General features: G+C 58.9%; 23 protein-coding genes. 17 read left to right on the top strand and 6 right to left on the bottom strand.

Going from position 1 to position 26,178, the window contains the following annotated elements:
• Position 1: 1 nt before the first annotated feature.
• Complete coding sequence (locus HKK54_RS05375) at positions 2-2,803, bottom strand: hypothetical protein (RefSeq protein WP_442962320.1); 2,802 nt, start codon at positions 2,801-2,803, stop codon at positions 2-4.
• Between the two features lie 395 nt (positions 2,804-3,198).
• A complete protein-coding gene (locus HKK54_RS05370; protein ID WP_010175080.1) occupies positions 3,199-3,909 on the bottom strand; it encodes an SIMPL domain-containing protein in 711 nt (236 codons plus the stop codon).
• 206 nt (positions 3,910-4,115) lie between these two features.
• Between HKK54_RS05370 and HKK54_RS05365 the strand changes: the two genes are divergently transcribed.
• The 3 genes from HKK54_RS05365 to HKK54_RS05355 all read left to right on the top strand — a co-directional run bounded on the left by HKK54_RS05365 (position 4,116) and on the right by HKK54_RS05355 (position 7,755).
• On the top strand, positions 4,116-5,378 hold the full coding sequence (locus HKK54_RS05365; protein WP_010175082.1) for an ATP-binding protein: 1,263 nt from the start codon (positions 4,116-4,118) through the stop codon (positions 5,376-5,378).
• Positions 5,371-5,931 carry a response regulator transcription factor gene (locus HKK54_RS05360; protein ID WP_010175084.1) on the top strand — a complete coding sequence of 187 codons (561 nt, stop codon included), beginning with the start codon at positions 5,371-5,373 and terminating at the stop codon, positions 5,929-5,931. Before HKK54_RS05365 ends, HKK54_RS05360 begins: the two co-directional genes overlap by 8 nt.
• A 99-nt stretch (positions 5,932-6,030) precedes the next feature.
• On the top strand, positions 6,031-7,755 hold the full coding sequence (locus tag HKK54_RS05355; protein WP_169386311.1) for an ABC transporter ATP-binding protein/permease: 1,725 nt from the start codon (positions 6,031-6,033) through the stop codon (positions 7,753-7,755).
• 928 nt (positions 7,756-8,683) lie between these two features.
• Here HKK54_RS05355 and HKK54_RS05350 read toward each other — a convergent pair.
• A complete protein-coding gene (locus HKK54_RS05350; RefSeq protein ID WP_010170781.1) occupies positions 8,684-9,121 on the bottom strand; it encodes a YhcB family protein in 438 nt (145 codons plus the stop codon).
• 147 nt (positions 9,122-9,268) lie between these two features.
• Between HKK54_RS05350 and HKK54_RS05345 the strand changes: the two genes are divergently transcribed.
• The 3 genes from HKK54_RS05345 to zapE all read left to right on the top strand — a co-directional run bounded on the left by HKK54_RS05345 (position 9,269) and on the right by zapE (position 12,443).
• Positions 9,269-9,898 (top strand): alpha/beta hydrolase, encoded by a 630-nt coding sequence (locus HKK54_RS05345; RefSeq protein WP_029615886.1) that lies wholly within the window; start codon positions 9,269-9,271, stop codon positions 9,896-9,898.
• 16 nt (positions 9,899-9,914) lie between these two features.
• Positions 9,915-11,270 carry a tryptophan--tRNA ligase gene (locus HKK54_RS05340; RefSeq protein ID WP_169386310.1) on the top strand — a complete coding sequence of 452 codons (1,356 nt, stop codon included), beginning with the start codon at positions 9,915-9,917 and terminating at the stop codon, positions 11,268-11,270.
• Between the two features lie 78 nt (positions 11,271-11,348).
• Positions 11,349-12,443: a cell division protein ZapE gene (gene zapE, locus HKK54_RS05335; RefSeq protein WP_003216025.1), complete on the top strand. Its 1,095-nt coding sequence runs from the start codon at positions 11,349-11,351 to the stop codon at positions 12,441-12,443.
• Positions 12,444-12,636: 193 nt separating this feature from the next.
• On the opposite strand, the gene HKK54_RS05330 is transcribed toward zapE, so the two are convergent.
• Positions 12,637-13,557, bottom strand: coding sequence for a GlxA family transcriptional regulator (locus HKK54_RS05330; RefSeq protein ID WP_172834601.1), 921 nt, complete (start codon positions 13,555-13,557; stop codon positions 12,637-12,639).
• 220 nt (positions 13,558-13,777) lie between these two features.
• Here HKK54_RS05330 and HKK54_RS05325 point away from each other — a divergent pair, with 220 nt between their 5' ends.
• The gene (locus HKK54_RS05325; protein ID WP_169386309.1) at positions 13,778-14,914 is read left to right on the top strand and encodes an acyl-CoA dehydrogenase family protein; all 1,137 of its coding nucleotides are present in this window, start codon (positions 13,778-13,780) and stop codon (positions 14,912-14,914) included.
• Between the two features lie 157 nt (positions 14,915-15,071).
• Here HKK54_RS05325 and HKK54_RS05320 read toward each other — a convergent pair whose 3' ends face one another.
• Positions 15,072-16,112, bottom strand: a complete 1,041-nt coding sequence (locus HKK54_RS05320) for an NADP(H)-dependent aldo-keto reductase (RefSeq protein WP_010170771.1) — start codon at positions 16,110-16,112, stop codon at positions 15,072-15,074.
• 248 nt (positions 16,113-16,360) lie between these two features.
• On the opposite strand from HKK54_RS05320, the gene rplM reads away from it, so the two are divergent.
• From rplM to HKK54_RS05280, 8 genes are all read left to right on the top strand, one after another.
• Positions 16,361-16,789, top strand: a complete 429-nt coding sequence (gene rplM, locus HKK54_RS05315; RefSeq protein ID WP_003216032.1) for a 50S ribosomal protein L13 — start codon at positions 16,361-16,363, stop codon at positions 16,787-16,789.
• A gap of 14 nt (positions 16,790-16,803) precedes the next feature.
• Entirely contained in the window at positions 16,804-17,196 is a 393-nt protein-coding gene (rpsI, locus tag HKK54_RS05310) for a 30S ribosomal protein S9 (protein ID WP_003216038.1), read from the top strand.
• Positions 17,197-17,462: 266 nt separating this feature from the next.
• Positions 17,463-18,059 (top strand): ubiquinol-cytochrome c reductase iron-sulfur subunit, encoded by a 597-nt coding sequence (gene petA / locus HKK54_RS05305; RefSeq protein ID WP_003216040.1) that lies wholly within the window; start codon positions 17,463-17,465, stop codon positions 18,057-18,059.
• Positions 18,059-19,270: a cytochrome b gene (locus HKK54_RS05300; RefSeq protein WP_003216042.1), complete on the top strand. Its 1,212-nt coding sequence runs from the start codon at positions 18,059-18,061 to the stop codon at positions 19,268-19,270. The genes petA and HKK54_RS05300 overlap by 1 nt, the downstream gene beginning before the upstream one ends.
• The gene (locus tag HKK54_RS05295; RefSeq protein WP_010170751.1) at positions 19,270-20,049 is read left to right on the top strand and encodes a cytochrome c1; all 780 of its coding nucleotides are present in this window, start codon (positions 19,270-19,272) and stop codon (positions 20,047-20,049) included. The genes HKK54_RS05300 and HKK54_RS05295 overlap by 1 nt, the downstream gene beginning before the upstream one ends.
• 145 nt (positions 20,050-20,194) lie before the next feature.
• On the top strand, positions 20,195-20,812 hold the full coding sequence (locus HKK54_RS05290; protein WP_010170749.1) for a glutathione S-transferase N-terminal domain-containing protein: 618 nt from the start codon (positions 20,195-20,197) through the stop codon (positions 20,810-20,812).
• Positions 20,813-20,829: 17 nt separating this feature from the next.
• Positions 20,830-21,249: a ClpXP protease specificity-enhancing factor gene (locus HKK54_RS05285; protein WP_010170747.1), complete on the top strand. Its 420-nt coding sequence runs from the start codon at positions 20,830-20,832 to the stop codon at positions 21,247-21,249.
• 170 nt (positions 21,250-21,419) lie between these two features.
• The gene (locus tag HKK54_RS05280; RefSeq protein ID WP_010170744.1) at positions 21,420-22,169 is read left to right on the top strand and encodes a FadR/GntR family transcriptional regulator; all 750 of its coding nucleotides are present in this window, start codon (positions 21,420-21,422) and stop codon (positions 22,167-22,169) included.
• A gap of 191 nt (positions 22,170-22,360) precedes the next feature.
• Here HKK54_RS05280 and HKK54_RS05275 read toward each other — a convergent pair whose 3' ends face one another.
• Complete coding sequence (locus HKK54_RS05275) at positions 22,361-23,515, bottom strand: phospholipase (RefSeq protein WP_169386308.1); 1,155 nt, start codon at positions 23,513-23,515, stop codon at positions 22,361-22,363.
• Positions 23,516-23,750: 235 nt separating this feature from the next.
• On the opposite strand from HKK54_RS05275, the gene kdgD reads away from it, so the two are divergent.
• Positions 23,751-24,662, top strand: coding sequence for a 5-dehydro-4-deoxyglucarate dehydratase (gene kdgD / locus HKK54_RS05270; protein ID WP_003216058.1), 912 nt, complete (start codon positions 23,751-23,753; stop codon positions 24,660-24,662).
• Between the two features lie 54 nt (positions 24,663-24,716).
• On the top strand, positions 24,717-26,162 hold the full coding sequence (locus HKK54_RS05265; protein WP_003216060.1) for an aldehyde dehydrogenase family protein: 1,446 nt from the start codon (positions 24,717-24,719) through the stop codon (positions 26,160-26,162).
• The last annotated feature ends 16 nt before the right edge of the window (positions 26,163-26,178 follow it).

The following is a 26,178-nucleotide window of genomic DNA, read 5'->3' as shown; positions in this document are numbered from 1 at the left end:
GTTAATTCGCGGGGAAGTCCGCCGGCACCGACACCTCCAGGTTAATCGGGGCGAACTCGTCGATGGTGAAACGATCCCCCGATATTTCGTTACTCTCACGGATCGTGAACGTTCGGGTTGCGGTCACGTTTATATCCGGTATCGACCTTGGTTCATCCCCGGTCAGGTCATTGATGTACCACTGTGTGAACAGTGTGACTTGGGTTTCATTTTTCAGCGGGTCATAGTTGATCGTGTAGGTTATGTCATTCGCTTTGGCGTTGTAGCCTTCCTTTAGCGCCTTCACGATTTCAGCATGGACGGGCTGTGCCGCTCCTTGATGGGCGACTTCAGAAATGCGGGCCCGAAGGTCTTCATCAGGAATCGCTTGTTCGAACTGTGTCACCCGGTTCTGTCTGATTTCTTCGGCAGAGTTCCCACCGGCATTCAGCTCCGAGATAACGTCACCGGCTTTTGACGGTTGGATGATTGTGTACGTGCTGCGATTCACATCGTTAATGAAGTTTGGCGAGTAGGTGCTTGTGCTGTACGGGGTAGGGGCTGCCCGCTCGGATGGCCAAATGTTGAACGTGTGCTCAGTGGCATCCCACGTCACATTCAACTTTCTTCTAAGCACGCCGTTTTCTTCATACCCGGTAGCCGATATTTTGTAGGGGGTTGCCTCATCAACGTTCAAGTATTCGTCGAAGACCTTGGCCCCGTTCGCGGCGTCGGCGTCGATATCGTCGAACAAATCGGTGAATTTAGGTATCAGGTTTTCGCTGGGGGTGGGGGACGGTGAATTCCAGGGCCATCTTCCGCCCTTTCCTTCACCCCGGACCCACCCACCGTCGCCGTCGGTGTGTACCGACAACACCGGTTTACGGCTCTCGGGATCAATGATCTGGACATAGTCGTCACTTAACTTGAAGTTGCTCTTGATCTCGTAGACTTTGCGGGTACCCGACTCATCGGAATAGCGGATGAACCAGCGGTCTTGGCCGGTGGTTGCATCCTTGACCTGGTAAATGCCTTTGCCGTTACGTGTAGCCCCTTCAATCAACTGCTCTCCATCCGCAACCGCATACGCACTGATATTGCCGGCCTCGGAAGGGCGCAGGCGGTTAACTTCGGCTCCTTCCTCCTTTGGAACCATGACTTCATCGGCATCTTCCGGCACCTTGGGTGCTCGTGCCAATTCAAATTCGCGGGTCTCTGAACGGTATACCCATTTGTAATGCCCAGCGTTTATCGGGGCATCACCTAGCCCTGACTCGGCCGCAGCGGGTAAAAGTTCGTGCACCAATTGCAGGCCTGATATCACTGCTGCCGAGTTACCTCCAACGCGATCGCCTGCTGTCTTGCCATAGATGCCATCATGGACGCCAAAGACAATATTGCCCGCGTTGCCGACGATGGGTACGTAACCAAAGGTATTACCCCAGAACTCTTTCGCGGCCTTCCAGTTTTGTTGCGAAGAGCCAAACACCTCGGTTTGGTCGGACCATACAGCGTTATTGCTGTTTACTTCCTGGTATTTGGCGGCAATCCCGTCGTTCAGATTGTCGTATTTCAAGCGATAATTGCTGCCCCGCGATTCGGTATAGTTAAATGTTTCCCGCACCGGGACACCTTTATCTTTAAGGAGGCTGGAATATCCCGGGTAATGGGCGCTATTGCCCGAAATCAACTCGTCGAGCACATCCCCTGCCTTGGGCCAATGCGCATCTTTGCCGCCTTGTCTGTCGCTGGCATTGAAACTGCGCAGCAAAGCGCTTCGATTGTTTTTGGCCCAGTCGGCAAAGTCTGCATCTCCCTTTATTTCACGGACCGTGCCGTTCTTCAAATCGATCATCAAGCCCTCATTGGGCCGATGATCATAATTGCCATCAAATGGAGTATTAGGAATAAACGCATACCCTGCCAGTGGATAGCCATAGATGTTGGGGATAATGACTTGCCCATTTTTCTCCAGGGTGCGCTTGACCGCCTCCTGAGCGTCAGAGCTTAACTTTTCGAAGCTGTCCGGGTTGTTTAACAGGCTTTGCAATGTTCCCCGTACAACATAGGCATCGGCGTTCCCTGAACGTTTCTCCAATGCGCCTGAAGTGTCTCGCATGGACTTGGCTATGTCCTGTTCCCAATGATTCTGAAGGTGCTTGCCTAGAGACTCCAGAACGTTGACCTTGCTTCGGTCATTGCGCTCGACTTCCATGAATTGGAAGTTAAGCGGACCGCCCCGCTGTACTTTGTCATGCGCAAGAGCGCCTGCGGCAATTTCCCACGCAAAGTAGGTACGCTTGTCGGTGTCGGTCGGTACTTCAGGCTTTCCTTTCCCTACGTAGGAGGTGAAGGTCACTGTGATTTTTTCATGCGGGTCATATCCGGCCGCTAGCAACCCTCCACTGAAATAGCCCGCAGGCTCCAGGAACTGGCGGTTCTTCTGGAACCTGATATTGCTTTCGCCTTCCTCACCACTTTCTATGTTCTCAAGCTGCGTTGTTACACGGCCCGCGTACGCATCGATACGTTGCACCCGCTCTTGTATCGTATAGCTTGCAGTGGGCGGAGTAACGTCCACTGAGCCATAAATGACTGCCTTGGCGACGTCAAATTCATGATCAGGGGCGGAGGAGTGAATCGACTCTTGTCCATGGTCGGTTTTTTTTGCCCCTGAACCTTTCACTGCTCCTGGAGTGAGAGTGTGTACATTAGGTGGAGAGTCAGTGGTCCGAGTGGGATGATTATGTATAGGTTCGGAAACGGCAAAAGTTGCCTGTGGAGTAGTTGAAAGTGGCGATAGGGAGTGCGGGCTTATATTCATTGTGGGCTCTTTTTATTAGTGAGGGTTTATAAGTTGAATTCCTCGGTGTGAGTTCGAGGTGGCCGAACCGTACACTGTTATATTGCGCGAATTGGTGCCTTGTTTTAGAACGGTTAAGGTTTTTTCTGTGGTCGTGTAAAACATCAGTGGAGTATGTGCAGTTGGGTGGCAGCTTGAGTGTCAACGGTTCCACATTGATGTTTGTATCCTGCGTGACAAGTTATTTTATAAAGGCAATAGTTACTTTAAGGTGTGCAGAATTGACAGGTGGGCGGTAGGCTTAAGTGAGAGCCGAGTGTCGGACCTACAGTTGGTTATGACGTGATCGAGACATCGCGTCCCAAAAAAAAGGCGCTAGCCTTGTAAGGCTGCGCCGTTTTTTATTGCAATAAAACTTATTGCAAGACTTCAATCACACCGTCGGCGCTCATGCTCACTTGACTGGTGCCGGCTTCGACTTCCGGCGTCGGCGCCGAATCCATCGCTGCGGCCTTCATCATCATCCCACCGCGGGCGTAGGGCTGTGGATAACCGTTGGTGTTGAAGTTCAGGTTGACGATTTTGTAGCCCTTGCCGCCCAGCGCGTCGGTGGCCAGTTGTGCACGGGCCTTGAACGCGGTGACCGCTTCTTTAAGCAAGGCATCTTCGCTGGCCTTGCGGGTCGGGTTGGCGATGGCGAAATCCATGCTGTCCATTTTCAGGTTGGTCAGCATGTCGCCGGTGAGCTTGGACAGTGCGGCGAAGTCGGCACTTTCCATGCGCAGCTCGGCGCGTTCACGCCAGCCGGTGATCTTCTGGTTTTTGTTGTCGTAGATTGGGTAGCTGTTGCGGCTGCCCTGGCGCAGGGTCACGCCTTTGACTTCGCGGGCCTGGGCCAGCGCCTTGTTCATGGTGGTGGTGATTTCGGCGGCCAGCTTGGCTGGGTCAGTGTTCTGCGACTCGGTGTAGAGGGTGACGATCATCTGGTCGCGCGCCACTTCCTGGCTGACTTCGGCACGCAGGGAAATCTGGTTGTAATGCAGTTCATCGGCAGCCATCGCCGGCAGGCTGGCGAGGGTAGCGGCGCCGAGGGTGAGGGTGGCTGCACTGCGAATGAAACGTGACATGGAAGCTCCTTGAGATGTTCGTGTTCGGTAAGACTGTAGACGCAAGGTTTCAGTTCTTCGGGTTTACACATTCGCTACAAGTTACCGGATGCCGACGAACGGTCATGTTCCTGACCCCTGCGTCAAAGAGCCACACACGCCGTGCCAGCGCTGTCGCTTCGTTTATACTCCGTGCGATCCGCCTGCAGCGCTCATCGGGAGAGCTCATGCTCGCCGCCGTAAAACTGACTTCCGCCACCCGCCAGAACCTTTGGCGCCTGACGTTCATCCGCACCCTGGTGCTGGCCGCACAGGCCGGCTCGGTGGGGCTTGCCTATTGGTTCAACCTGCTGCCGCTGCCGTGGTTGCAACTGGCGGTCACCCTCGGGTTTTCCACGGTGCTGTGCGCGTTTACTGCCATCCGCCTGCGCACCACGTGGCCGGTGACCGAACTGGAATACGCGCTGCAACTGGCCTGCGACCTGTTTATCCACAGTGTGTTGCTGTACTTCTCCGGTGGTTCCACCAACCCCTTCGTTTCCTATTATTTGGTGCCATTGACCATCGCTGCGGTGACCTTGCCGTGGCGCTATTCGGTGGTGCTGTCGGGCATCGCCCTGGCCCTGTACACCCTGCTGCTGGCGCAGTTCTACCCGCTGCAAACTTTCCCCATCGCCCGGGAAAACCTGCAGATCTACGGCATGTGGTTGAGCTTCGCCCTGTCGGCGGCGGTCATCACGTTCTTTGCCGCGCGCATGGCGGAAGAGCTGCGCCGCCAGGAAGAGCTGCGCGCCATTCGCCGTGAAGAAGGTCTGCGCGATCAGCAGTTGCTGGCCGTCGCGACCCAGGCCGCCGGCGCGGCCCACGAGTTGGGCACGCCGCTGGCGACCATGAGCGTGCTGCTCAAGGAAATGACCCAGGACCATCACGACCCGGCCCTGCAAGATGACCTCGGCGTGCTGCAGGAACAGGTCAAGCAGTGCAAGTTGACGTTGCAGCAACTGGTGCGCGCCGCCGAAGCCAATCGCCGCCTGGCGGTGGAGATGCAGGACGTCACCCAGTGGCTGGACGAAGCCCTGAACCGCTGGCACCTGATGCGTCCCGAAGCCAGTTACCGTTTCCACCTGCTGGGCCAGGGCGCAGTGCCGCGCATGGCGCCGCCGCCGGACCTGACCCAGGCGCTGCTGAACCTGCTGAACAACGCCGCCGATGCGTGCCCGGAAGGGTTGGAAGTGACCCTGAACTGGGACGCGGAAGACTTCACCATCAGTATTCGCGACCACGGCGCCGGTGTGCCGCTGGCGATTGCCGAGCAGATCGGCAAGCCATTCTTTACCACCAAGGGCAAAGGCTTCGGCCTGGGCCTGTTTTTGAGCAAGGCCAGCGTGACCCGCGCGGGCGGCTCAGTGAAACTCTATAGTCATGAGGAAGGCGGCACGCTCACCGAGCTGCGCCTGCCCCGTGTCGCACGAGGAGACATCGATGAGTGACGAGATCCAAGTCGAAGGCGAAGAACTGCCGCACCTGCTGCTGGTAGATGACGACGCCACCTTTACCCGCGTGATGGCCCGCGCCATGAGCCGTCGTGGCTTTCGTGTCAGCACCGCAGGTTCCGCCGAAGAAGGCCTGACCATCGCCACGGCCGACCTGCCGGAATACGCCGCCCTGGACCTGAAAATGGACGGTGACTCCGGCCTGGTGCTGCTGCCCAAGCTGCTGGAGCTGGACCCGGAAATGCGCGTGGTGATCCTCACCGGCTATTCCAGCATTGCCACCGCGGTGGAGGCCATCAAGCGCGGCGCCTGCAACTACCTGTGCAAGCCGGCAGACGCCGACGACGTCCTGGCTGCCTTGCTCTCCGAGCACGCCGACCTCGACACCCTGGTGCCGGAAAACCCGATGTCGGTGGACCGCCTGCAGTGGGAGCACATCCAGCGGGTGTTGACCGAGCACGAAGGCAATATCTCCGCCACCGCCCGCGCCCTGGGCATGCATCGCCGGACGTTGCAGCGCAAGCTGCAGAAGCGCCCGGTACGACGTTGAACGGCGACTGAACAATCTGCTTCAGGCTGCACGGAGCCCCGGATCGATCGGCTATGATCGATCCGACGCCTGTTCTTTATTTCCTACCGAGCCTGAACAATGAATCAGAACGCTGAGTATTCCGCGGTCAATGACGCGGTGCGTGGGCAATTTTTAAGGAAAGTCTGGGCGCTGATCACCCCTTACTGGCGCAGTGAGGAGAAGGTCAAGGCCTGGCTGTTGTTGCTGGTGGTGCTGGGGCTGTCGCTGTTCAGCGTGGCCGTGTCGGTGTGGTTCAACAGCTGGAATCGCGACTTCTACAACGCCCTGGAAAAGAAGGACTACGACGCCTTCACCCATTTGCTGATGTACTTCAGCGTGATCGCTGTAGTGGCGATCGTCACCGGGGTGTTCACCTCTTATTTGCAGCAAATGCTCACCATCCGCTGGCGGCGCTGGCTGACCGAAACCTACTTCGCCAAGTGGCTGAGCCAGAAGAACTACTACCACCTGGAATACGGCGGCTACACCGATAACCCCGACCAACGTATCTCCGAAGACCTCAACGCCTTCACCAGCAGCACCCTCAGCCTGGGCCTGGGCTTTATCAGTAACCTGGTGAGCCTGGTGTCGTTCTCGGTGATTTTGTGGGGCGTGTCCGGCAGCATTGAAGTGTGGGGCATTACGATTCCCGGCTACATGTTCTGGGCGGCGCTGGTGTATGCCGTGCTGGGCAGTTGGTTGACCCACTTGATTGGTCGAAAACTGATCGGCTTGAGCAACCGCCAACAACGGTTTGAGGCCGACTTGCGTTTCAGCCTGGTGCGGGTGCGCGAGAACGCCGAAAGCATTGCGCTGTTCAATGGCGAGCCGAATGAACACCAACAGCTGAGTGCACGTTTCGGGCGGGTGTGGAGCAACTTCTGGAGCATCATGCAGCTCAAGAAGCGCCTGAATTTCTTCACTAGCGGATACTCGCAGATTGCGATCATCTTTCCGTTTGTGGTGGCCGCGCCGCGCTACTTTTCCGGGCAGATAGAGCTGGGTGTGCTGATGCAGGTGGCCAGTGCCTTTGGCAGCGTGCAGGGCAGCCTGAGCTGGTTTGTCGACGCATATACCGTGTTGGCCAGCTGGCGCGCGACCTGTGATCGTCTGCTGAGTTTTGGCGAGGCGATGGAAGAAAACGAAGGCCGCAACATGGGCATTGAGTTGCAGCGTCAGGGCGGCAGTTTGCAGATGAACAACCTCAGCCTGGACCTGGCCGATGGTCGTCACCTGCTCGACGGCGCCAACCTGACCGTCGCCGAGGGGGAGCGCTTGATGCTCAGCGGTCGCTCCGGCAGCGGTAAATCAACCTTGCTGCGGGCCATGGGTAATCTGTGGCCAAACGGTCACGGCAACATTCGCTTGCCGGCCGAGCGTTACCTGTTCCTGCCGCAGAAGCCGTATCTGCCGATTGGCACCTTGCGCGGCGTGTTGAGTTATCCACAGGAGGAGGGTGCGTACCCGGCGGAACGTTATGCACAGGTGCTGGAAACCTGCCGCCTGGCGCATCTGATTCCTCGGTTGGATGAAGCCAACCACTGGCAGCGCATGTTGTCACCGGGTGAGCAGCAGCGTCTGGCGTTTGCTCGCGCATTGCTGTTTGAGCCGCAATGGCTGTACATGGATGAAGCTACGTCGGCGATGGACGAGGAGGACGAGGCGGCGCTGTATCAGGCGTTGATCGATGAGTTGCCGGGGTTGAGCATCGTCAGCGTCGGGCACCGCAGCAGCCTCAAGCGTTTCCATGGACGGCATGTGCGGATCGAGAACGGGCAGTTGGCGGAGCAGGCGCTGGTTTGAGACTTTGGGGTATATCCGTTGCTTCGGTAACGGCTACTTATGGTTCCGCTCTTACAGCGGGTCACTTTGCAAAAGCGGCAAAGTAACCAAAGCGCTCTGCCCCGCCTGTCGGCACCTCGCCTAGGCTCGGTGTTCCCTCACTCCGGCATTGCTCCGCGGGCCGCCGCGACGGGGCGTCCCTGCCCCGTCGCGGCTAAACCGGCGTCCTGCCGGTTTACCCGCTCCTCAATCCCTGCGTTCGGCCTCGGGCTTATTGGGGCAGTCAGAGCCAGATCAAGATCAAAAGCAAGAGCACAGCGGCCTACCGGCCGGCTTGAGTGGTAGAAGCCAGATCAAAAGCCAAAGCCAAAGCGAAAACCAAATCTGAAACTGCTGCGGCTCTGCTTTTCTGTGGGAGCTGGCTTGCCTGCGATGGCATCACCTCGGTGTGTCTGATGTACCGAGTTGTCTGCATCGCAGGCAAGCCAGCTCCCACATTTGACCGTGCTCGCTCTGGCTTTTGATTTTGATTTTGCCTTTGCTTCACACCACTCAAGCCGGCCTGTAGGCCGCTGTGCTGTTGATCTGCTTTTGATCTTGATCTTAGGCGCCCCGTTAAACCACGCTGGCCGAACGCAGGTAGTACGGAGCGGGTAAACCGGCAGGACGCCGGTTTAGCCGCGACGGGGCAGGGACGCCCCGTCGCGGCGGCCCGCGGAGTAGTACCGGAGAGAGGGCACACCGAGCCTGGGCGAGGTGCCGAGTGGTGGGGCAAGAGCCTTTTGGTTACTTTTGGGCTCCTTTCAAAAGTGACCCGCCGTAAGGGCGGAACCCATAGCAGCCCTGACCGCAGCAACGGATATGTACTCACTCCATCCAACGAAGCCAAACAAAAAAAGCCCGGCTGATCATCGATCAGCCGGGCTTTTTCATATCGCTTGAAAACGTATTACTTCTTCAAGCCGTAATGCTCATCCAGCATCCCCGGGGCGTTTGGCGTTTTTGGCGCGTAGTCCCGTGGCGGTTCCTGATTTTCCCGAGGTGGGGTCAGGCGTTCCCGTGGCGCTTGCGGTGCATCGGAATGCAGCGCGGCCAGCAGACGCTGGCGGGTGATGTCGTCCAGGGCCAGGCGGTTGGCACCCTCGGCGAGATGATCCTGTACTTCCTGGTAGCTCTGAGTGAGCTTTTTCACCAGGGTCGCGGTGCTGTTGAAGTGGGTAACAACCTCGTTCTGATAACTGTCAAAACGTTCCTGAATGTCATCCAGCTGACGTTGCGTGCGGTTAGGCGCGGCATTCGGCAGCAGGCGGGCAACCAGGAATCCAATGGCGACACCGGCAACCAAGGCGAGAGTCGGCAACAACCAAACTAAGAGCGAGTGTTCCACGAGTCCTTCCTCTATAAACGGCTTTGCTTTACGTTAACGGCTCGGACCTGCGCTGTATACCGCGATTAAGCTCGCAATGATGCCATGCACAGACTTTTAGCTAGACGAGTCGACCCCTTGAGAGGTCACGGAGTTCCTTCCTTGCTGATGCGTGAAACCCCCGTTTTGATCGATGGCCCGGTAGGCCAACTGGAAGCCCTGTATCTGGATCACCCCGAGCCACGTGGCCTGGCGCTGATCTGCCACCCTAACCCGGTGCAGGGCGGCACCATGCTCAACAAAGTCGTATCGACCCTGCAACGCACTGCGCGCGATGCCGGCTTGATCACATTGCGATTCAATTATCGCGGTGTCGGCGCCAGCGCCGGTACGCACGATATGGGCACCGGTGAAGTCGACGACGCCGAAGCCGCCGCCACCTGGCTGCGTGAAAAGCATTCCGACCTGCCGATCACCCTGCTGGGGTTTTCCTTCGGCGGGTTTGTGGCAGGCACCCTCGGCGGCCGCCTGGAAGCCAAGGGCGAAAAACTCGCCCACCTGTTCATGGTGGCCGCGGCGGTGATGCGCCTGCGGGATAACGACGTGTTGCCACAGGGCTGCCCATTGACCGTGATCCAACCGGAAACCGACGAAGTGGTCGACCCGCAGCTGGTCTACGACTGGTCCGCCGCCCTGAATCGCCCCCATGAACTGCTGAAAGTGGCAGAATGCGGACACTTTTTTCATGGCAAGCTGACCGATCTCAAGGATCTTGTGCTGCCACGTCTTTCGAATTGATGAAAAGCGATCACCCATGACGACCCGTACCCGCATCCTCACCGGTATCACCACCACCGGCACGCCGCACCTGGGCAACTACGCCGGCGCGATTCGCCCGGCGATCCTTGCCAGCCAGGACGCCAATGCCGACTCCTTTTACTTCCTGGCCGACTACCACGCCCTGATCAAGTGCGATGACCCGCAGCGTATCCAGCGCTCGCGCATGGAAATCGCTGCGACCTGGCTGGCCGGTGGCCTGGATGTGAACCGCGTGACGTTCTATCGCCAGTCCGACATCCCGGAAATCCCCGAGCTGACCTGGCTGCTGACCTGCGTGGCGGCCAAGGGCCTGCTCAACCGTGCGCACGCCTACAAGGCCTCGGTGGACAAGAACCTGGAAAACGGCGAAGACCCGGATGCGGGCATCACCATGGGCCTGTACAGCTACCCGGTGCTGATGGCGGCGGACATCCTGATGTTCAACGCCCATAAGGTGCCGGTCGGTCGTGACCAGATCCAGCACGTGGAAATGGCCCGGGACATCGGCCAGCGCTTCAACCACCTGTTCGGCAATGGCAAAGAATTCTTCACCATGCCCGAGGCGTTGATCGAAGAAAGCGTCGCCACCTTGCCGGGCCTGGATGGCCGCAAGATGTCGAAGAGCTACGACAACACCATCCCGTTGTTCACCAGCGCCAAGGACATGAAGGACGCGATCTCGCGCATCGTCACTGACTCCCGCGCGCCGGGCGAAGCGAAAGATCCGGACAATTCCCACCTGTTCACCCTGTACCAGGCATTTGCCACCAAGGCCCAGGAAGAAGAGTTCCGCGGCGAATTGCTGCAAGGCCTGGGCTGGGGCGAGGCGAAGAACCGTCTGTTCCAATTGCTGGACGGCCAACTGGGTGAGGCGCGTGAGCGTTACCACCAACTGATGTCGCGCCCGTCGGACATGGAAGACCTGCTGCTGATCGGCGCCAAGAAAGCCCGCGCCGTGGCGGCACCGTTCCTGGCCGAGCTGCGTGAAGCGGTGGGCCTGCGTTCGTTCGTCAACCCGGTCGCCGTTGCCGCCACCACCAAGAAGAAAGCTGCGAAAGCCGCACGTTTTGTCAGCTTCCGCGAAGACGACGGCAGCTTCCGCTTCCGTTTGCTGGCGGCCGAAGGCGAGCAACTGCTGTTGTCGCGCAACTTTGCCGACGGTAAAGCCGCCGGCGCGGTGACCAAGCAGCTGCAGTCGGGTCAGGCGCTGGATGTACGCAGTGAAGCCTCGAGCTTCAGCGTGTGGCTGGACGGTGAAGTCGTCGCCGATAGCCCGGCGTTCGCCGACAGCGCCTCGCGGGATGCGGCGATTGAAGCCTTGCGCGTTGCGTTGACCCCAATCGAGGATTGACCCGACCAAGGGTTGATTGCCATTCTTCAGGGCCGTCGTTACAGTGGCGGCCCGTTTTTGTTGCCTTGCTAACGAATTATGACGCCCCTAGAACGATATCAAGCTGATCTGAAACGCCCGGAATTCTTCCATGACGCTGCCCAGGAAACTGCGGTGCGCCATTTGCAACGCCTGTACGACGATCTGGTCCAGGCCTCGCAGAACAAGCCGGGCATGTTCAGCAAGTTGTTTGGCAAGAAAGACCACACGCCGGTCAAGGGCCTGTACTTCTGGGGTGGTGTTGGCCGGGGCAAGACTTACCTGGTCGATACCTTCTTTGAAGCGCTGCCGTTCAAGGAAAAGGTCCGTACTCACTTTCACCGCTTCATGAAGCGCGTGCACGAAGAGATGAAGACCCTGCCGGGCGAGAAGAACCCGCTGACCATCATCGCCAAGCGCTTCTCGGAAGAAGCTCGGGTGATCTGTTTCGATGAGTTCTTCGTGTCCGACATCACCGACGCGATGATCCTCGGCACCCTGATGGAAGAGCTGTTCAAGAACGGCGTGACCCTGGTCGCCACCTCGAACATCGTGCCCGACGGCCTGTACAAGGACGGCCTGCAACGCGCGCGCTTCCTGCCGGCCATTGCCCTGATCAAGCAGAACACCGACATCGTCAACGTCGACAGCGGCGTCGACTACCGCCTGCGTCACCTTGAGCAAGCCGAACTGTTCCACTACCCGCTCAACGAAGTGGCCCAGGAAAGCCTGCGCAAAAGCTTCCGCGCGCTGACGCCGGAATGCACCCAGGCGATCGAAAACGACAAGTTGATCATCGAAAACCGCGAAATCATTGCGTTGCGCACCTGCGATGACGTGGCCTGGTTCGAATTCCGCGAACTGTGCGACGGCCCCCGCAGCCAGAACGACTACATCGAACTGGGCAAGATCTTCCACGCGGTGATCCTGAGCGGCGTCGAGCAGATGAGCGTCACCACCGACGACATCGCGCGGCGCTTTATCAACATGGTCGACGAATTCTACGACCGTAACGTCAAGCTGATCATCTCGGCGGAAGTCGAGCTCAAGGACCTCTACACCGGCGGTCGCTTGAACTTCGAATTCCAACGGACCTTGAGCCGCTTGCTGGAAATGCAGTCCCACGAGTTCCTGTCGCGGGCGCACAAGCCGTAAGCGATGTGCTCGAAATGAAAAAGGCCCGCAGCGATGCGGGCCTTTTTAATGCAAAATTTCCAGGTCAACAGAAATCAACGGTGGGAGCCGGGCTTGCCCGCGATAGCGGTCTGTCAGCTAATGCATCTGGTGCCTGACACGCCGCCATCGCAGGCAAGCCAGCTCCCACATTTTTACTGTGTATACCCTTTGGTTACGCGGCTTGCTGGAATTGCTGGCGGTACTGATTGGGTGACAACTCGGTGTGTTGCCGGAACAGCCGCGCAAAGAAGCTCGCGTCGTCGTAACCCACTTCGTAACTGATGGTCTTGATGCTTTTGCGACTGCCGGACAGCAAGCCCTTGGCCGTCTCGATGCGCAGGCGTTGCAGGTAATGCAGCGGCTTGTCGCCGGTGGCGGTCTGGAAGCGGCGCATGAAGTTGCGGATGCTCATGCCGTGCTCCCGGGCCACGTCTTCGAAGCGGAACTTGTCGGCGAAGTGTTCTTCGAGCCAATGCTGGATTTGCAGGATGATCACGTCCTGATGCAGCTTCTGGCCGCCAAAACCGATACGCCCCGGCGCATAGCTGCGTTGCACTTCATAAAGGATGTCGCGGGCTACCGCCTGGGCGATGTTGGCGCCGCAGAAGCGCTCGATCAGGTAGATGTAGAGGTCGCAGGCCGAGGTGGTGCCGCCGGCGCAGTACAGGTTGTCGGCGTCGGTCAGGTGCTTGTCCTGGTTCAGTTGAACCTTGGGAAAGCGTTCGCTGAAGGCGTTGAAGAAGCGCCAGTAGGTGGTCGCCTCCTTACCGTCCAGCAAGCCGGCCTCGGCGAGCCAGAACACCCCGGTGGCTTCGCCGCAGAGCACGGCGCCACGGGCATGCTGCTCGCGCAGCCAGGGCAGTACTTGGGGGTAGCGTTGGCACAGTGAGTCGAAGTCGTCCCAGAAGGCCGGGAGCACGATGATGTCGGCGTTTTCGAGGCCTCCGTCCACCGGCATGATCACGTCGCTGAAGCTGCGCACCGATTGCCCGTCGGGGCTGACGAGGCGGGTTTCAAACGCCGGTGTGAGGCCCTGGCCCAGCTGTTTGCCGTAGCGCAGGCTGGCGAGATGGAAAAAATCCTTGGCTTGCATGAGGGTTGAAGCGAATACCCGATCAATGGCCAAAATGCTGACGCGCCGCAAGGGCGTGGAGATTTGGTTAGACATAATTTCATTTATTCTTATAGGGGAAAGTGGTCACCAGACGGCTGGATCGTCTTATTTTTTGTCGCATGTGTCCAGTGTCCCGTGACGCCTTCGCGGCTTAGGCTCTGTGATCCCGGTCTTGTCCGACAATTCACGCAGGTGACCCATGATTCCCAGAACCTTGTTCAGCTCGGAGCACGAACTCTTCCGCCAGAGCGTGCGCACCTTCCTCGAAAAAGACGCGGCGCCGTTCCACGGGCAATGGGAAAAGCAGGGCTACATTGACCGCAACCTGTGGAACAAGGCGCGGGAGGCGGGGATGCTTTGCTCGCACTTGCCGGAAGAGTACGGCGGCCTCGGGGCGGACTTTCTCTACAGCGCGGTGGTGATCGAAGAGATCAGCCGGCTGGGGCTGACCGGGATTGGTTTCTCCCTGCATTCGGACATCGTCGCGCCTTACATCTTGCATTACGGCAGTGAGGCGCTGAAGCACAAATACCTGCCCAAGCTGATCTCCGGGGAGATGGTCACGGCCATCGCCATGACCGAGCCGGGTGCCGGGTCGGACCTGCAAGGGGTCAAGACCACGGCGGTGCTGGACGGTGATGAATACGTGATCAACGGCTCCAAGACGTTCATCACCAACGGCTACCTGGCGGACTTGGTGATTGTCGTCGCCAAGACCGACCCCAAGGCCGGCGCCAAGGGCACCAGCCTGTTCCTGGTGGAGGCCAACACGCCGGGCTTCGACAAGGGCAAGCGCCTGGAGAAGGTCGGGATGAAAGCTCAGGACACCTCGGAGCTGTTCTTCCAGGATGTGCGTGTACCCAAGGAAAACCTGCTGGGGCAGGCTGGGATGGGCTTTGCCTATCTGATGCAGGAGTTGCCCCAGGAGCGCTTGACGGTGGCGATTGGCGCGCTGTCTTCAGCCGAGGCGGCGTTGCAATGGACGCTGGAGTACACCCGCGACCGCAAGGCGTTCGGCAAGGCGATCATCGACTTCCAGAACACCCGTTTCAAGCTGGCGGAGATTGCTACGGAAACCCAGATTGGCCGGGTGTTTGTCGACAAGTGCATGGAGCTGCACCTCGAAGGCAAGCTCGACGTGCCCACGGCGGCGATGGCCAAATACTGGGCCACGGATTTGCAGTGCAAGGTACTGGATGAGTGCGTGCAGCTGCACGGGGGTTACGGGTTTATGTGGGAATACCCGATTGCCCGGGCGTGGGCGGATGCGCGGGTACAGCGGATTTATGCGGGGACGAACGAGATCATGAAGGAGATTATTGCGCGGGCGCTTTGACAGCGCAGAGAGATTCATGTGGCGAGGGGGCTTGTCCCCCGTTGGGCTGCGCAGCAGCCCCAATAAGCCACCTCATTCTTTCAGGCCAGCCGAGGTGGCAGGTTTCAGGGCCGCTTCGCAGCTCAACGGGGGACAAGCCCCCTCACCACAGGGTCAATCACGGCGCAGGATTCGGATGATCCTTCTGGATCGCCTCAATCCCCGCCAGCACTTCATCCGACAGTTTCAGGTCGGCGCTGGCGATGTTGCTGTCCAGCTGCTCCAGGGTCGTGGCGCCAATGATGTTGCTGGTCACGAACGGCTGTTGCGTCACAAACGCCAATGCCATCTGCGCCGGGTCCAGGCCGTGCTCGCGGGCCAATGCCACATAGCGGCTGCAGGCTGCTTCCGACTGGGCGTTGAAGTAGCGGCTGAAGCGGCTGTAGAGGCTCAGGCGGCCCTTGGCCGGGCGTGCGCCACCTTCGTATTTGCCGCTGAGCATGCCGAAGGCCAGGGGCGAATAGGCCAGCAACCCACATTGTTCACGGATGGCGATTTCCGCCAGGCCCACTTCAAAGCTGCGGTTGAGCAGGTTGTAGGGGTTCTGGATCGACACCGCGCGGGTCCAGCCGCGGGCTTCGGCCAGGGCCAGGAACTTCATGGTACCCCACGGGGTTTCGTTGGAGAGGCCGATGTGGCGGATCTTGCCGGCCTTGACCTGCTCATCCAGGGCTTCGAGGGTTTCTTCCAGCGGGGTCAGGTCTTCTTCAGCCTTGTGCTTGTAGCCCAGTTGGCCGAAAAAGTTGGTGCTGCGCTCGGGCCAGTGCAACTGGTAGAGGTCGATCCAGTCGGTTTGCAGGCGCTTGAGGCTCGCGTCCAGGGCTTCGGCGATGTGCTTGCGGTTGTGCTTGAGGTTGCCATCGCGGATGTAGTCGATGGTGTTGCCGGGGCCGGCGATCTTGCTGGCGAGGATCCAATCGGCACGGTCGCCACGGCTTTTGAAGTAATTACCGATGTAGCGCTCGGTGGTGGCGTAGGTGTCGGCCTTGGGCGGTACCGGGTACATTTCCGCGGTGTCGAGGAAGTTGATCCCCGCGGCCTTGGCCCGTTCGATCTGTGCGAAGGCCTCTGCCTCGCTGTTCTGCTCGCCCCAGGTCATGGTGCCCAAGGCTATCGCGCTCACGTTCAGATCGGTTCGGCCCAGCTGTCGATAGTCCATCGGGTACTCCTTCGGGGAAAACAATCATAAAAGCAGGTTGAAATTTTTTTGGCAATCTGCATAATTGCCCACCTCTTTCTGCAGTGGAAGTGATGCGCCGCCTGCCGAAGAATCTTGCCGTTGAACGGACGCGCCGACCCGAGCCCCCGATAGCGTCTGTATCCGGCTGCCTTTGACTTGTCAAAGTACGCACTATTCAGTAAGATCCGCCGTCTAATTTACAGGGCGGCCCCTGAGGCTATTAAAGAATGACAACTTTTACTGCAAAACCAGAAACAGTTCAGCGCGACTGGTTTGTCGTCGACGCCGCTGGTCAGACCCTGGGTCGTCTGGCCACTGAAGTCGCCAGCCGTCTGCGTGGCAAGCACAAGCCTGAGTACACCCCTCACGTTGATACCGGTGACTACATTGTCATCATCAACGCCGAGCAGGTACGTGTTACCGGCAACAAAGCGCAAGACAAAATGTACTACCGTCACTCCGGTTTCCCAGGCGGTATCAAGTCTTCGAACTTCGAAGGCCTGATCTCCAAAAAGCCTGAAGCCCCGATTGAAATCGCGGTCAAAGGTATGCTGCCGAAGGGCCCACTGGGTCGCGACATGTATCGCAAGCTGAAAGTCTATGCGGGCGCTGCTCACCCTCATGCTGCTCAGCAGCCCCAAGAACTGAAGTTTTAACGGAATAGTTCATTATGTCGGCGACTCAAAATTACGGCACTGGCCGTCGCAAAACCGCTACCGCTCGCGTTTTCCTGCGTCCGGGTACTGGTAACATCTCGATCAACAACCGCACTCTGGAAAATTTCTTCGGTCGCGAAACTGCCCGCATGGTAGTTCGTCAGCCGCTGGAATTGACCGAGACCGTTGAAAAGTTCGACATCTACGTCACCGTTATCGGTGGCGGTGTAAGTGGTCAAGCTGGCGCAATCCGCCACGGTATCACTCGCGCTCTGATGCAGTACGACGAAACCCTGCGTGGCGCTCTGCGCAAAGCTGGCTTCGTTACTCGCGATGCTCGTGAAGTTGAACGTAAGAAAGTTGGTCTGCGTAAAGCGCGTAAGCGTCCGCAGTACTCGAAGCGTTAATTCGCTTTTACGTTCCAGAAAACGCCCAGCCTCCTCACGGAGCTGGGCGTTTTTTATTGCCTACTATTTATGTAAAAAAATCTCTGTGACAACTTGCCACATCCGTAGAGCCCCTATACTCAAAGGCTTGGAGCCAGTGCCGGGGGTAATTACCTTGTCAGACGTGGGGCTTTTCATTACCATTCGGCAAAATTTTTATAAGTTCAGATTTAACACTTAGTAGACGCCTGATTTAACAGGCCACAAAGCTGATGGGAGAGGACTGAATGAGCAATGACGGCGTGAATGCAGGCCGGCGTCGCTTCTTGGTAGCAGCCACATCCGTGGTGGGTGCTGCAGGAGCGGTGGGGGCTGCGGTCCCGTTCGTGGGGTCATGGTTTCCCAGTGCCAAGGCGAAAGCCGCAGGTGCACCGGTGAAGGTGAATGTCAGCAAGATCGATCCAGGCCAGCAAATGATTGCTGAGTGGCGCGGTCAGCCAGTGTTCATCGTTCGTCGTACCGAGGAAATCCTGGGAAATCTGAAGAAGATCGAGGGCCAACTGTCTGACCCCGACTCGAAGAATTCCGACCAACCCGCTTACGTCGATAAGGAAATTCGCTCGATCAAGCCGGAGATTCTGCTGCTGATCGGTATCTGCACCCACTTGGGTTGCTCTCCCACCTTCCGCCCGGAAGTGGCGCCCGCTGACCTGGGCAAGGACTGGGTCGGGGGCTATTTCTGCCCGTGCCACGGTTCTCACTACGACCTCGCCGGCCGCGTCTACAAGTCACAACCCGCACCACTGAACCTGCCAGTTCCGCCACATCACTACGAGACTGACAGTGTCATTGTCATTGGCGTCGACGAGGGGGAGAAAGCCTGATGAGCAAGTTCATGGATTGGGTGGATGCGCGTTTCCCCGCGACCAAAATGTGGGAAGACCACCTCAGCAAGTACTACGCACCGAAGAACTTCAACTTCTTCTATTTCTTTGGCTCCCTGGCACTTCTGGTACTGGTCAACCAGATCGTTACCGGTGTCTGGCTGACGATGAGCTACACCCCGTCGGCCGAAGAAGCCTTCGCCTCCGTCGAATACATCATGCGCGACGTCGAGTACGGCTCGATCCTGCGTCTGCTGCACTCTACCGGCGCCTCGGCGTTCTTCATCGTCGTCTACATGCACATGTTCCGTGGCCTGCTCTACGGTTCCTACCAGAAGCCCCGCGAGCTGGTGTGGGTGTTCGGCATGCTGATCTACCTGGCGCTGATGGCCGAGGCCTTCATGGGCTACCTGCTGCCGTGGGGCCAGATGTCCTACTGGGGTGCCCAGGTGATCATCTCGCTGTTTGGTGCGATCCCGGTCATCGGCAACGACCTGACCCAGTGGATTCGTGGTGACTACCTGATCTCCGGGATCACCCTGAACCGCTTCTTCGCGTTGCATGTGGTGGCCTTGCCGATCGTGATTCTGGGCCTGGTGGTGCTGCACATTCTGGCGTTGCACGAAGTGGGTTCGAACAACCCCGACGGCGTGGACATCAAGAAGCACAAGGACGAAAACGGCGTACCGCTGGACGGCATTCCGTTCCACCCGTACTACACCGTAAAAGATATCGTCGGCGTGGTGGTGTTCCTGTTCATCTTCTGCTCGATCGTGTTCTTTTTCCCGGAGATGGGCGGTTATTTCCTCGAGAAACCGAACTTCGAACAGGCGAACGCCTTCAAGACCCCGGAACACATTGCCCCGGTCTGGTACTTCACCCCGTTCTACGCGATCTTGCGGGCGATTCCCGACAAACTCATGGGCGTTATCGCCATGGGCGCGGCGATTGCGGTGCTGTTCGTGCTGCCCTGGCTCGACCGTAGCCCGGTCAAGTCCATGCGCTACAAGGGCTGGCTGAGCAAGATCTGGCTGTGGGTGTTCTGCATTGCGTTCGTGATCCTGGGTGTACTGGGCGTGTTGGCGCCGACCCCGGAGCGTACGTTGCTGTCGCAGGTCTGCACCTTCCTGTACTTCGCCTACTTCATTCTGATGCCGTTCTACACCCGGCTCGAGAAGACCAAACCGGTACCGGAAAGGGTGACTGGCTGATGAAAAAATTATTCGTTGCATTCATTCTTGCGGCCTTGCCGCTGCTGTCTTTCGCCGCTGAACACGGCCCAGAGCTGGAAAAAGTCGACATCGATGTGTCGGACAAGGCTGCGATGCAGGACGGGCTGCGTACGTTCACCAACTACTGCATGGGCTGCCACAGTGCCAAGTTCCAGCGTTACGAGCGCGTAGCCGATGACCTGGGCATCCCCCATGACGTGATGCTCAGCCACTCGGTGTTCACCGGTGCGAAGATCGGCGACCACATGACCATTGGCATGCAACCGGCCGACGCCAAGACCTGGTTCGGGGCTGCACCGCCCGACCTGACCCTGGTGGCCCGTGTGCGTGGTACCGATTGGCTCTATGGCTACCTGAAATCCTTCTACGAAGACCCGACGCGTCCCTACGGCGTGAACAACAAAGTGTTCCCGAACGTCGGTATGCCTAACGTTCTGGTCGGCCTGCAAGGCCGCCAAGTGGTAGGATGCAAGCAAGTACAAATCGTCGAAGACGGCAAGAAGCAGTATGATCCGCTCACCGGTACGCCTTTGACTCATGAAGCGTGCGATCAGCTGACCATAGTGCCGAAGACCGGCGCGCTGAACGAAGAGCAGTTCGACGAGAAGGTCAAGAATCTGGTGACCTTCCTGGCCTACTCGGCCAACCCAGTGAAGCTGCAGCATCAGCGCATTGGTACCTATGTGTTGCTGTACCTGGCCTTCTTCTTCGTGTTCGCCTATCTGCTGAAACGCGAATACTGGAAGGATGTGCATTGATCCAACCGTAAGTAATTGCTGTTAATCTTGCGCGCCCAGCGGCATCTCTGAAGGTAAGTCTGGTTTATCCAGGCGTCACGGAGATGCTCACTGGGCGCGCTCGTTTTTGAGCTTCCGATAATTTCAACAAGCGAGGAGGACCGCCATGGGCGTGACCAATCGGTTGGCCTGTTACTCCGACCCCGCCGACCACTATTCCCACCGAGTACGCATCGTGCTCGCAGAGAAGGGTGTCAGCGCAGAGATCATTACTGTGGAGGCGGGGCGTCATCCGCCGAAGCTGATCGAAGTGAACCCTTACGGCAGCTTGCCCACCCTGGTCGATCGTGACCTGGCGTTGTGGGAGTCAACCGTGGTGATGGAATACCTGGATGAGCGTTATCCCCATCCACCGTTGTTGCCGGTGTATCCGGTGGCGCGTGCCAACAGCCGCCTGCTGATCCATCGGATCCAGCGTGACTGGTGTGGCCTGGTGGACCTGATTCTGGATTCACGCAGTAAAGAAGCGGCCCGGGTTCAGGCGCGCAAGGAATTGCGCGAGAGCCTGACCGGTGTTTCGCCGTTATTTGCCGACAAACCTTTTTTCCTCAGCGAGGAACAAAGTCTGGTGGATTGCTGCCTATTACCCATACTCTGGCGCTTGCCGATTTTGGGCATTGAATTGCCGCGGCCTGCCAAGCCGCTGCTTGACTACATGGAGCGCCAGTTTGCGCGTGAGGCTTTCCAGGCGAGTCTGTCTGGTGTCGAACGCGATATGCGCTAAGGCTTAAGGAGCCGTTGATGAACTCCAGTCGACCTTACCTGGTCCGCGCGCTCTATGAGTGGATAGTGGACAACGATTGCACCCCGCACATGCTGGTCAATTCCGAGTTTCCTGCGGTTCAGGTACCGCAAGGTTTTGCCAGTGACGGACAAATCGTCCTGAACGTTTCACCCAGTGCTGTGCGACACCTGCACATGGACAATGAAGCGGTCAGCTTTGAAGGGCGTTTCGGCGGTGTGCCGCATACGCTGTTCGTGCCTATTGGCGCCATCCTCGGGATTTACGCCCGGGAAAACGGCCAGGGCATGGTGTTTGATCTGGAGTCGTCCCTTGAGGAAGACGAAGCGATCGAGCTCGAAGGCGAAGATGACGTACCGCCGCCGGATTCCGAGCCACCGCGTCCAAGCGGTCGGCCGAGTCTGAAAGTGGTGAAGTAACAAAACGCCGGTCCTCGGGCCAGTGTTAAAAATGCCTCGGCAATGCCGGGGCATTTTTTTGCCCGATGAAAACCCCGGCGGTTATAGATGAAAGTCATGACGTAACGGTGATCGTACAACCGCCATGGGCTATCATGCGTACTTCTGATCGCCGAGATAGATGATTCATCATGGAAAACGCCAGCGCCGCCCCTCGTCTTCCCCGCAAGCGCCGCAGCCTTGCCCAGGAATTGGTCACGGTGTTGTCCGAGCAGATCCGCGACGGCCAACTCAAACGTGGCGACAAACTGCCCACCGAGTCGGCGATCATGGACGCCCATGGGGTCAGCCGCACCGTGGTGCGTGAAGCCATCTCGCGATTGCAGGCGGCGGGGCAGGTGGAAACCCGTCACGGTATCGGCACCTTTGTGCTGGACACGCCAAGCCCCAGCGGCTTCCGCATCGACCCGGCCACCGTGGTGACGCTGCGGGATGTGCTGGCCATCCTTGAGCTGCGGATCAGTCTGGAAGTGGAGTCTGCCGGGCTCGCCGCCCAGCGTCGCAGCGAGGAGCAATTGGCTGGCATGCGCGCCGCCCTCGATGCCCTGAACGAAAGCGCGGCCCACGCCGGTGATGCGGTGGCGTCGGACTTCCAGTTCCATCTGCAGATTGCCCTGTCCACCGGCAATCGCTATTTCACCGACATCATGACCCACCTGGGCACCAGCATCATTCCGCGCACGCGGCTGAACTCGGCCCGCCTGGCCCATGATGACCAGCAGCACTACATGAGTCGCCTGAGCCGTGAACACGAAGAGATCTATGAGGCGATCGCTCGCCAGGACTCGGACGCGGCGCGGGCGGCCATGCGGTTGCACCTGACCAACAGCCGTGAGCGGCTGCGCCATGCCCATGAAGAGGCAGAAGCGCAGCGCGGTTGATTCCAGCCTGGAAGGCTTGAAAGCTCATTGTGGCGAGGGAGCTTGCTCCCGTTGGGCCGCGCAGCGGCCCCAAAACCATTCCCCCGAGTTCTCTCTGAAAGAACCCCGTGTTCCCGCTGGGGCTGCTTCGCAGCCCAACGGGAGCAAGCTCCCTCGCCACAGGTTAATGCACAAGGCTTAACTCATGTCGTTCAGGCCGGCTGATTCGGCTTGTAGTCCTTCAGCAGCAGATACGTGCTCCACCCCCACCAGTCATTGGTCCACTGCTTGTCGTTCAGGTTGTTGACGTCTTTGCGCCGCAGCACTTTGTCGCCTTCAGCCTTGAACAGCGGTGAAAAGTTGTTTGCCGGGTTTTGCGCGGCGTTCAGGTCCGGCACGTACAACGGCGCCCTGAAATTGGCCGGGGAGGGCGCCACGCCGCTGATAAACGTTTCGAAGATTTCGTCGGCCGAAGCCTGCACGGCCCGTTTGACCATGGCCCGGTTGGCCGCGTCGTTGCTGTCGAAATAACGTTTGTCACCGTAGGCGTGCCACTGCTCGCCCAGGGCGTTGCGCACATTGAGCCCGAACTTGCTGTCTTCATCGTGCATGAAGCGGCTGATCAGCGAGCCCAGTTCACCCGGTGTCACCACCGCCGCCAGTTGTTTGCGCGGAACCCGCAGGTGGCCGGCAGAAAACAGGTCGGTCAAAAAGTGATCAGCAAAGCTGTTCATCGCGTAGGCCAGTTCCAGCGCCTGGTCGGTGCCGGTCTGATGGGCTACGACTGCTTGTTGCAGCGCCGCAGTATGGCCCGCCAGGTAGGCCGCCAACGCCCACTCGCCGAAGTGGTCGGCATTGTCTGCCGCCAGTTTCAGGTAACGCCCCAGGGGAACCAGCGCCGACACGGCACTGCCGCCGCCGGTGATGCGGTTCCATTCTTCCGACAACGTGTCACCCAACGCGTCATAGGCCTCGTGGGGTTGCTTGCCGTCCTTGATCGCCTGGTTGACCGCGTTGATCTCCTTCTGCATCACCGCCAGGATTTTGCCCGCTTCCTCCCGTGATGCCGGGAGTACCGCCAGCGAGTTGAACGCATCGGTAAAGCGCTGCACGCGATCAGCGGGCGATGTGCCTTCGTTGATGGGGCGCCCGGGAATGCCATAGAAATCGCCACCTAGGGCGATGATCTGGCCATAGCGCAGGGCAAGGCCGTTGGGCAGGTGCAATTCGACCTGCCGGGCGGGAATCGCCGGGGCATCCTTGACGAAGCGCAGCAGGGTGTCGTCGCCGATGGCGGTGTGTTCACCGCCTTCAAAACGCAGGGTGGGCGGGTTTTTTTCAGGTGCAGCGAGTTCAAGACCTGACATGTTAGCTCCTTGCTATGTCGTAGGAATCTTCCGTAATAACTGTATGTATATACAGCTAAAGCGAGCATAGAGGAGAAATTTCCTACGTCAAGGCAGGCGTGTACAAATCCCGAACCGGTAGAAGGTCGATGAATTGCAGTTGACGAATATTTTTATAGTTGTACGATGACGTACGACATCAAGATAACCATCCGTAATCTCACAACAGAAAGTCTTCGCCCAGGGTGTTCGAATAATGAATCCACAAGAACTGAAGTCCATCCTCTCTCACGGTCTGCTGTCTTTCCCGGTGACCGATTTCAACGCCCAGGGTGATTTCCACCAGGCGGGCTACATCAAGCGTCTGGAATGGCTGGCCCCTTACGGCGCCACTGCCTTGTTCGCCGCTGGCGGCACCGGTGAGTTTTTCTCCCTGGCGGCCAGCGAATATTCGCAAGTGGTGAAAACCGCGGTGGATACCTGCGCCACCAGCGTGCCGATTCTTGCCGGTGTCGGCGGTGCCACCCGCCAGGCCATCGAGTACGCCCAGGAAGCCGAGCGTCTGGGTGCCAAAGGCCTGCTGCTGCTGCCGCACTACCTGACCGAAGCCAGCCAGGACGGGGTTGCCGCCCACGTTGAAGCGGTGTGCAAGTCGGTCAAGATCGGCGTTGTGGTCTACAACCGCAACGTCTGCCGCCTGACCGCGCCGCTGCTGGAACGCCTGGCCGAGCGCTGCCCGAACCTGATCGGCTACAAGGACGGCCTGGGTGACATCGAATTGATGGTGTCGATCCGCCGCCGCCTTGGTGACCGTTTCAGCTACCTGGGCGGCTTGCCGACTGCAGAGGTTTACGCCGCTGCCTACAAGGCCCTGGGCGTGCCGGTGTACTCCTCGGCGGTGTTCAACTTCATTCCAAAAACCGCGATGGATTTCTACCACGCCATTGCCCGGGAAGATCACGCCACCGTCGGCAAGATCATCGACGACTTCTTCCTGCCGTACCTCGATATCCGTAACCGCAAGGCCGGTTACGCCGTGAGCATCGTCAAGGCCGGGGCGAAAATCGTCGGCTATGACGCAGGCCCCGTGCGTACGCCGCTGACCGATCTGCTGCCGGAAGAATACGAAGCCCTGGCCGCGCTGATCGACAAGCAAGGCGCGCAATAACCCATCACCAAGGCCGCTGAGTAATCAGCGGCTTTTTGCGTCAGGAGAGAATTCGTGTCCCAAGCCAAGCGTTTTGAAAACTACATCGGTGGCCAGTGGGTTGCCGGCGCCGACTACTCGGCCAATATCAACCCGTCTGAGTTGTCTGATGTCATTGGTGAATACGCCAAGGCTGACCTCGCCCAGGTGCATGCCGCTATCGACGCTGCGCGCGCGGCATTCCCGGCGTGGTCCACGTCCGGCATCCAGGCGCGTCATGACTCCCTGGATAAAGTCGGCACTGAAATCCTCGCCCGTCGCGAAGAGCTCGGCACCCTGTTGGCCCGGGAAGAGGGCAAGACCCTGCCCGAAGCCATCGGCGAAGTGACCCGCGCCGGCAACATCTTCAAATTCTTCGCCGGTGAATGCCTGCGCCTGTCCGGCGACTACCTGCCGTCGGTGCGCCCGGGCGTCAACGTCGAAGTGACCCGTGAAGCCTTGGGCGTGGTTGGCCTGATCACGCCGTGGAACTTCCCGATCGCGATTCCTGCCTGGAAGATCGCCCCGGCTCTGGCGTACGGCAACTGCGTGGTGCTCAAGCCGGCTGAACTGGTGCCGGGTTGCGCCTGGGCCCTGGCCGAAATCATCTCCCGCGCCGGCTTCCCCGCCGGTGTGTTCAACCTGGTGATGGGCAGCGGCCGTGTGGTCGGTGATGCCATGGTCAACAGCCCGAAAGTCGACGGCATCAGCTTCACCGGCTCGGTGGGTGTGGGGCGTCAGATCGCTGTCAGCTGCGTGTCGCGCCAGGCCAAGGTGCAGTTGGAAATGGGCGGCAAGAACCCGCAGATCATTCTCGACGACGCCGACCTCAAGCAAGCCGTCGAGCTGTCGGTACAGAGCGCGTTCTACTCCACCGGTCAGCGTTGCACCGCTTCCAGCCGCTTTATCGTCACCGCCGGGATTCACGACCAGTTCGTCGCGGCCATGGCTGAGCGCATGAAGTCGATCAAGGTCGGCCACGCGCTGAAAACCGGTACCGACATTGGTCCGGTGGTTTCCCAGGCCCAGCTGGACCAGGACTTGAAATACATCGACATCGGCCAGAGCGAAGGTGCCCGGCTGGTCAGCGGTGGTGAGCTGGTGACGTGCGACACCGAAGGCTACTTCCTCGCGCCGACGCTGTTTGCCGACAGCGAAGCCGCGATGCGCATCAGCCGTGAAGAGATCTTCGGCCCGGTGGCCAACGTAGTGCGCGTGGCGGATTACGAGGCGGCGCTGGCGATGGCCAACGACACCGAGTTCGGCCTGTCGGCCGGTATCGCCACCACGTCGCTGAAGTACGCCAACCACTTCAAGCGTCATTCCCAGGCCGGGATGGTGATGGTCAATCTGCCGACTGCCGGTGTGGATTACCACGTTCCATTCGGTGGCCGTAAGGGTTCATCCTACGGTTCGCGTGAGCAGGGTCGCTATGCGCAAGAGTTCTACACCGTGGTGAAAACCAGCTACATCGGTTCGTAACGCCAGCACTGTGGCG

This window comes from Pseudomonas sp. ADAK13 (assembly GCF_012935715.1).
Classification (GTDB): Bacteria; Pseudomonadota; Gammaproteobacteria; order Pseudomonadales; family Pseudomonadaceae; genus Aquipseudomonas.
Note: the sequence above shows the minus strand (reverse complement) of the source record. Positions and strands in the feature narration are given on the sequence as shown.

Excerpts from the sequence above, each read along its gene's own strand:
- HKK54_RS05375 (WP_442962320.1), bottom strand. The coding sequence starts at position 2,803 with ATGAATATAAGCCCGCACTCCCTATCGCCACTTTCAACTACTCCACAG.
- HKK54_RS05370 (WP_010175080.1), bottom strand. The coding sequence starts at position 3,909 with ATGTCACGTTTCATTCGCAGTGCAGCCACCCTCACCCTCGGCGCCGCT.
- HKK54_RS05365 (WP_010175082.1), top strand. The coding sequence starts at position 4,116 with ATGCTCGCCGCCGTAAAACTGACTTCCGCCACCCGCCAGAACCTTTGG.
- HKK54_RS05360 (WP_010175084.1), top strand. The coding sequence starts at position 5,371 with ATGAGTGACGAGATCCAAGTCGAAGGCGAAGAACTGCCGCACCTGCTG.
- HKK54_RS05355 (WP_169386311.1), top strand. The coding sequence starts at position 6,031 with ATGAATCAGAACGCTGAGTATTCCGCGGTCAATGACGCGGTGCGTGGG.
- HKK54_RS05345 (WP_029615886.1), top strand. The coding sequence starts at position 9,269 with ATGCGTGAAACCCCCGTTTTGATCGATGGCCCGGTAGGCCAACTGGAA.
- HKK54_RS05340 (WP_169386310.1), top strand. The coding sequence starts at position 9,915 with ATGACGACCCGTACCCGCATCCTCACCGGTATCACCACCACCGGCACG.
- zapE (WP_003216025.1), top strand. The coding sequence starts at position 11,349 with ATGACGCCCCTAGAACGATATCAAGCTGATCTGAAACGCCCGGAATTC.
- HKK54_RS05330 (WP_172834601.1), bottom strand. The coding sequence starts at position 13,557 with ATGCAAGCCAAGGATTTTTTCCATCTCGCCAGCCTGCGCTACGGCAAA.
- HKK54_RS05325 (WP_169386309.1), top strand. The coding sequence starts at position 13,778 with ATGATTCCCAGAACCTTGTTCAGCTCGGAGCACGAACTCTTCCGCCAG.
- HKK54_RS05320 (WP_010170771.1), bottom strand. The coding sequence starts at position 16,112 with ATGGACTATCGACAGCTGGGCCGAACCGATCTGAACGTGAGCGCGATA.
- rplM (WP_003216032.1), top strand. The coding sequence starts at position 16,361 with ATGACAACTTTTACTGCAAAACCAGAAACAGTTCAGCGCGACTGGTTT.
- rpsI (WP_003216038.1), top strand. The coding sequence starts at position 16,804 with ATGTCGGCGACTCAAAATTACGGCACTGGCCGTCGCAAAACCGCTACC.
- petA (WP_003216040.1), top strand. The coding sequence starts at position 17,463 with ATGAGCAATGACGGCGTGAATGCAGGCCGGCGTCGCTTCTTGGTAGCA.
- HKK54_RS05300 (WP_003216042.1), top strand. The coding sequence starts at position 18,059 with ATGAGCAAGTTCATGGATTGGGTGGATGCGCGTTTCCCCGCGACCAAA.
- HKK54_RS05295 (WP_010170751.1), top strand. The coding sequence starts at position 19,270 with ATGAAAAAATTATTCGTTGCATTCATTCTTGCGGCCTTGCCGCTGCTG.
- HKK54_RS05290 (WP_010170749.1), top strand. The coding sequence starts at position 20,195 with ATGGGCGTGACCAATCGGTTGGCCTGTTACTCCGACCCCGCCGACCAC.
- HKK54_RS05285 (WP_010170747.1), top strand. The coding sequence starts at position 20,830 with ATGAACTCCAGTCGACCTTACCTGGTCCGCGCGCTCTATGAGTGGATA.
- HKK54_RS05280 (WP_010170744.1), top strand. The coding sequence starts at position 21,420 with ATGGAAAACGCCAGCGCCGCCCCTCGTCTTCCCCGCAAGCGCCGCAGC.
- HKK54_RS05275 (WP_169386308.1), bottom strand. The coding sequence starts at position 23,515 with ATGTCAGGTCTTGAACTCGCTGCACCTGAAAAAAACCCGCCCACCCTG.
- kdgD (WP_003216058.1), top strand. The coding sequence starts at position 23,751 with ATGAATCCACAAGAACTGAAGTCCATCCTCTCTCACGGTCTGCTGTCT.